6 protein-coding genes are annotated in these 6,031 nt (G+C 70.8%); 3 read left to right on the forward strand and 3 right to left on the reverse strand.

The features are described 5' to 3' along the window. Positions 1 to 100 precede the first annotated feature (100 nt). From RMO85_RS15510 to RMO85_RS15520, 3 genes are read left to right on the forward strand one after another with little or no spacing between them, the layout of a single operon-like run. Positions 101 to 700, forward strand: a complete 600-nt coding sequence (locus RMO85_RS15510; protein ID WP_310529623.1) for a helix-turn-helix domain-containing protein — start codon at positions 101 to 103, stop codon at positions 698 to 700. Then, positions 700 to 2,019: a cation:proton antiporter gene (locus RMO85_RS15515; RefSeq protein WP_310529624.1), complete on the forward strand. Its 1,320-nt coding sequence runs from the start codon at positions 700 to 702 to the stop codon at positions 2,017 to 2,019. Before RMO85_RS15510 ends, RMO85_RS15515 begins: the two co-directional genes overlap by 1 nt. Before the next feature lie 54 nt (positions 2,020 to 2,073). Next, positions 2,074 to 2,979 carry an NAD(P)H-binding protein gene (locus RMO85_RS15520; RefSeq protein ID WP_310529625.1) on the forward strand — a complete coding sequence of 302 codons (906 nt, stop codon included), beginning with the start codon at positions 2,074 to 2,076 and terminating at the stop codon, positions 2,977 to 2,979. Here the strand turns inward: RMO85_RS15520 and RMO85_RS15525 are convergent. The 3 genes from RMO85_RS15525 to RMO85_RS15535 form a co-directional block, all read right to left on the reverse strand. Then, on the reverse strand, positions 2,959 to 3,645 hold the full coding sequence (locus tag RMO85_RS15525; protein WP_310529626.1) for a type II CAAX endopeptidase family protein: 687 nt from the start codon (positions 3,643 to 3,645) through the stop codon (positions 2,959 to 2,961). The two genes, RMO85_RS15520 and RMO85_RS15525, sit on opposite strands and share 21 nt — an antisense overlap. Before the next feature lie 132 nt (positions 3,646 to 3,777). Next, the gene (locus RMO85_RS15530) at positions 3,778 to 5,286 is read right to left on the reverse strand and encodes a DEAD/DEAH box helicase (protein WP_310529627.1); all 1,509 of its coding nucleotides are present in this window, start codon (positions 5,284 to 5,286) and stop codon (positions 3,778 to 3,780) included. 182 nt (positions 5,287 to 5,468) lie between these two features. Beyond that, on the reverse strand, positions 5,469 to 6,031 hold a 563-nt coding region (locus RMO85_RS15535; protein WP_310529628.1), incomplete at its 5' end, for a substrate-binding domain-containing protein.

Below are 6,031 nucleotides of genomic sequence, written 5' to 3' on the forward strand. Positions count from 1 at the left end.
TCCGGGGAAACTCCCGCTTGACCCCCGTTGCTTTGGTGGCAAAGCGTGAAGTTCCCCGGATATCCGGGGAACCTGAGTGGCCGAGATGAGGCAGGCAGGCATGGAGACCGCAGACGAGCAGCCCCAGTTGCTCACGCTGGACGAGCTCACCGAGCGGGTGGGTATGAGCGTGCGCAACATCCGCTTCTACACGTCCAAGCACCTGGTCCCGCCGCCGCTGCGTCGGGGCCGCTCGGGCTACTACTCCGCCGACCACGTCGCGCGACTCGAGCTCGTACGCGAGCTGCAGGCCCACGGCTTCACGCTGTCCGCGATCAAGGGGTACGTCGACCGGATCCCCGACGACGCCACGCCCTCCGACGTCGCGCTGCACCTCGCGCTGCTCACGCCGATGACCGGGGACGGCGACGTCGACGTGCACAGCGGTCTGCTCGGCATCGGCGTACCCACGTCGGCGGCCGAGGCCGTGGCCGAGGTCTACGCCCGCCACGGCCGGCAGGTCGCCGACGAGCTCTCCGAGATCGTCCGCACGCACGTGTGGCCGGTGGTGCGTGACGCCGGCGGCGACGTCGAGAACCTGCGCGAGCTGGTGCACCGGCTCAAGCCGCTCACGATCGCCGGACTCATCAGCGCCTACGAGCGAGCCATGGACGAGAGCACCGACTCCTACGAACGGCGGGCGTCCGCCCAGCGCACCTGATGACCGGCGCTGCCGTCTATCTCATTCTTGGCCTCGCACTGCTGCTGGCGATCGTCCTGCCGCAGGTGACCCGGCGCATCGCGCTGTCGCCCCCGATGGTGCTCGTCGCCGTCGGCATGCTGATCGGGCTGTTGCCGTTGCCCGACGGAGTGAGCCTCGAACCGGAGGCCAACCGCACCGTCATCACGCACGTCACCGAACTGTGCGTGCTGGTGTCGCTGATGGGCGTCGGCCTGGCGATCGAGCGCACCCTCGACCTGCGCTCGTGGGCCTCGTGGCGCGCCTGGTCCCCGGTCTGGCGGCTGCTCGCGCTGACGATGCCCGCCACGATCCTGGGCGTCGCACTCATCGGCTGGTGGGTCGCCGGGCTGGCGCCGGCCGTCGCGTTGCTCCTCGGCGCCGTCCTGGCACCGACCGACCCGGTGCTTGCCTCCGACGTGCAGGTGGGCGAGCCACTCACCGAGGACATCGACGACGAGGACGGCCCCGACGAGGACCGACCGGACAGGGACGACGACATCCGCTTCTCGCTGACGGCTGAAGCGGGCCTCAACGACGGGCTGGCGTTCCCCTTCGTGCACCTCGCGCTGATGTTGCTGGCAGGCAGCTTCGCGGTCTCGGAAGCCGGCGCCTGGCTGGGCTGGTACGTCGTCGGCAAGATCGTGCTCGGCGTGCTGGTCGGACTCGGGGCCGGCTGGCTGCTGGGGCGTCAGGCCTTCCGGGCACGCCGAGACAGCCTCCGGCTGGCCGATCAGGGCGAGCCGCTGCTGGCCCTGGCCGGGCTGCTGGCGGCGTACGGCGCAGCGGAGATCGTCGGCGGCTACGGGTTCCTGGCCGTCTTCACGTGCGCCATGAGCCTGCGCTCGGCCGAGCGGCGACACTCCTACCAGCGGGAGATGCACGGCCTGGTCGAGCGACTCGAGCGACTCATCACCTTGATGGTGCTGCTCGTCCTCGGCATGGCCATGACCCGCGGGCTGCTGTCGGACCTGGATTGGCGTGGGGTGGCGCTGTCCCTCGCCCTCGTGCTGGTGGTGAGGCCGCTGGCGGGGTACGCCGCGCTCTCCACCGTCGCGCGGACGACTCACCTCGACGGCGGGCTGGACAGGGGCGAACGGCTGGCGGTGGCGTTCTTCGGCGTCCGTGGTGTGGGTTCGCTCTACTACCTCGCCTACGCGACGAGCCACGAGGACGTCCCCGGCGAGTCGTGGCTGTGGTCCACGGTCGCCTTCACCGTGGTCATCTCGGTGCTCCTGCACGGGGTCACCGCGACGCCCGCGATGACAAGGCTGGATGCTCGCCGACAGGCCGGCCGATGAGCCGCGTCGTGGAAGAGACCCGTTCGTTCCCGGGGTCGTGCGAGGCTGACGGGTATGACCACCGTTCTCGTCACCGGCGCCACGGGCTTCATCGGCCGCCGCCTCGTGCCCGCCCTCATCGAGGCGGGCCACACTGTCCGCGCGATGACTCGCCGACCACAGGACTACTCCGGTCCCGGTGAGCCGGTCGGCGCCGACGTCGACGATCCGGACTCCCTGGCCGCCGCTCTCACGGGTGTCGACGTCGCGATCTACCTGGTGCACTCGCTCGACGACAAGGACTTCGAGCGAAAGGACGCGCAGGCCGCTCGCAACTTCAGTCGTGCCGCGGCAGACGCGGGCGTGCGGCAGATCGTCTACCTCGGCGGTCTCGGGGACGACGACGGGGAGCTGTCGGCCCACCTGCGCTCGCGGCGCGAGGTCGAAGGGTTGCTCGGCACGGACGGCGTCCCGGTCACCGTGCTGCGCGCGGCGATCGTGGTCGGTCACGGCGGCATCTCCTGGGAGATCACCCGCCAACTGGTCAAGAACCTGCCCGCGATGGTCGTGCCCCGATGGGTGCACACACGCACCCAGCCGATCGGCATCGACGACGTGGTGCGCTACCTCGTCGGAGTCGTCGACAAGGAGGAGGCACTGGACCGCGTCCTGGAGATCGGTGGTCCCGAGCAGCTGACCTACCTGGAGATGATGCAGGTCGCGGCCGTGGTCTCGATCGGGAAGCGCCTGCCGATCATCGAGGTGCCGGTGCTGACGCCACGGCTGTCGTCCTACTGGCTGGCCCTGGTGACGGACGTCGACGCCACCACCGGGCGCAACCTGATCGACTCGATGTCGACCGAGGTGATCGCAACCGACACCTCGATCCGGGAGCTGGTGCCCGGAGAGCCGCTGGCCTACGAGGAGTGCGTGCGCCGAGCGCTCGACGAGCGCCGCAGGTCAGCCGAAGATCGCAGGTAGCACGAACAGCATCGCGACCGACCAGGTCACGTGCGTGAGGATCGGTGCGAGCACGCCGCCGCTCGCACGCCGCTGCAGGCCGCAGACGGCCCCGAGCAGGATCGCGGCGAAGGCGAGCATGACGTTGCCGGTCGCAAGCGTCGCGACGAAGTAGGCCACCGTCGTCCACACCACCGGGTGCCGCGGGATCGCTGCGTAGGCGGCACCGCGGAAGAAGAGCTCCTCGGCGATGCCGTTGATGATCGTGATGACCAACAGCACCGGGAGCGACCCCTCGTCGGCGAAGTCGAGGACCGAGCGCACCTGCTGGTCGAGCCACTCGATCTCGCGGACGAACAGGCCGCCGGCCACGAAGACGGCAGCCAGCAGCAGCCCGAGCATGATCGGCGCCGCAACCGGGCGCGCCTGGTAGTCGGCGCGCGAGATCCGGCCCAGGTGGAGCGGTCCGCTGACGACGGCCCCGAGGGTCCACACCGCTGCCAGGGCGGCCGTACCCGCATAGAACGCGGGGCTGCCGGGGTCGATGCGCAGCGACCAGCCGAGCACCGCACCGCCGATGACCACGACGACGCCGGTCACGACCTGACGGCGCCGCAGCACCTCGGTGGTGTCGCGCTGGTCGCGCGGCACCACGTCCCACAGGGAGCGGTGCAGCCAGTCGAACATGTCGTTCACCCTAGGTCGGCGTCGAAGACGCGCGGACCTTGGCCGTCTGGCTACCCCGGACGCACGCTGCGGAGCGTGCCGGGATCGGGCCAATGTCCGCGCGTCTACGCGGCGATCTGTGAGACAGGTGGATCAGCGACCCGAGAAGCCGGCGGCCGAGTGCGAACGGCCGCCACCCTGGCCACCCTGGCTGCGGTTGCCGCCGCCGGAGCTGCGACGACCACGGTTGCCCCCGGTCGAGCCGGCGGCCGGAGCGCCCTGGCCGGCGCCGCCGCCGGAACGACGACGCTGGCCGCCCTGGCCGCCGGTCGAGCCAGCAGTCGAGCCGCCGGCCGAGCTGGTCGAGCCGCCGGTCGGGTTGCCCCGACGCGACTGGCCGTTGGTCTGGCCCGAGCTGCGGGCGCGCTTGCGCTGGGCGTTGCCACCGGTGGAGGTGCCGCCACCGGAGGGGGCGACGTCGGGGACGAGACCGCCGGGCGTGCTGCGCTCACCGGGGGCGAGCTCGACCAGCATCGGGTGGTCGGAGCCGTGGACCTTGGTGGTCGTGGGCTTGATGCCCGCGAGGCGGGTCAGGTCGCGCACGTCGCGGACCTGCTCGTCGGTCATGAGGGTGATGACGGTGCCCTCGGCGCCGGCCCGCGCCGTACGGCCGGAGCGGTGCAGGTAGGCCTTGTGCTCGGTCGGCGGGTCGGCGTGGATCACGAGGGCCACGTCGTCGACGTGGATCCCACGCGCGGCGATGTCGGTCGCGACGAGCGTCGTGGCCTTGCCGGAGTGGAACATCTCCATGTTGCGCGTGCGCGCGTTCTGGCTGAGGTTGCCGTGCAGGTCGACCGAGGGCACACCGGACTTGTTGAGCTGGCGGGCCAGCGCCTTGGCGCCGTGCTTGGTGCGCGTGAAGACGACCGTGCGGCCGGGGGCGCTGGTCAGGTCGACCAGGATCGGCACGCGCTGCTCGCGGCTCACGTGCAGCACGTGGTGCGACATGGTCGAGATCGGCGACTGCGCGGAGTCGGCCTGGTGCGTGACCGGGTTGGTCAAGAAGCGCTTGACGATGACGTCGATCGCGTTGTCCAGGGTCGCGGAGAACAGCAGTCGCTGGCCCTCGCGGGGGGTCTTGTCCATGATCCGGCGGACGCCGGGCAGGAAGCCGAGGTCGGCCATGTGGTCGGCCTCGTCGAGGATGGTGACCTCGATGGCGGACAGGTCGCAGTACTTCTGCTGCATCAGGTCCTCGAGGCGACCGGGGCAGGCGACGACGATGTCGACGCCCTTCTTGAGCCCGGTGGTCTGGGGGCCCTGGCCCACGCCGCCGAAGACGACGAGCGTGGAGAGACCGGCGGCGTCGGCCATCGGCTTGAGCGCGGCGTGGATCTGACCGACGAGCTCACGGGTCGGGGCGAGGATCAGCGCGCGCGGCTTGCGCGGCATCGCCGGCAGCTTGGCGGCGTCGAGACGCGCGACCAGCGGCAGCAGGAAGGCGTAGGTCTTGCCGGAGCCGGTACGCCCCCGGCCGAGGACGTCGCGGCCCGCGAGGCTGTCAGGCAGCGTCGCGGCCTGGATCGGAGTGGGAGTGGTGATGCCCTGCTTGTCGAGGATGTCGATGAGCATGGTGGGCACGCCGAAGTCGGCGAAAGTCATGGTTGAACCTTTTTCGTTGGCGTCTCGCCAACACTTCGCGCAGAGCGCGGCGTGGCCTCGAAGGATTTCGAGGTAAGCGGATGATCCCGCTGCGTCCCGGGGCAAGACTGGCCGAGGCGACTTCTACAACCGTAGCGGTGGTGTGCAGGAACCTGTGAATCGGTGGGAGTGTGACGTGCGCTTCACGCGCTGTCGCGGCGCACCAACAACGGCGGGATGATGATCCGGAGCGGGCGGCTGCCGCCGTGGCCGTCGACCTGCTCGAGCAGCAGCCGGGTGGCGCGTTCGGCCATCTCCTCGACAGGCTGCCGGATGGTGGTCAGGGGCGGAGTGGTCCACTCGGCGACACCGAGGTCGTCGTAGCCGATCACGGCCACGTCGTCGGGCACCCGGCGACGGAGGGCGGAGAGCACCTTGAGCGCCCCGGAGGCCATCAGGTCGGAGGCGACCACCAGGCCGTCGAGGTCGGGGCGCGCGGCCAGCAGTGCCTCGGCGGCCCGCTGGCCACCGATCTCGGTGAAGTCGCCGCGCTCGACCGCGTCGTCGGCCAGCCCGGCCGCCGTCATCGCCTGTCGCCAGCCGGCCAGCCGGTCCTCGGCGGCGGTCATGTCGGCCGGCCCGGCGATGGTGCCGATGCGCCGGCAGCCTCGCTCGATCAGGGCCTTGGTAGCCGTCTGACCGCCGTTGAGGTTGTCGACGTCGACGTAGGACACCTGCTCGCTGCTCCACGGCCGGCCGCCGAACA

It is taken from the genome of Nocardioides sp. (assembly GCF_031422975.1).
Taxonomy (GTDB): Bacteria; Actinomycetota; Actinomycetes; order Propionibacteriales; family Nocardioidaceae; genus Nocardioides.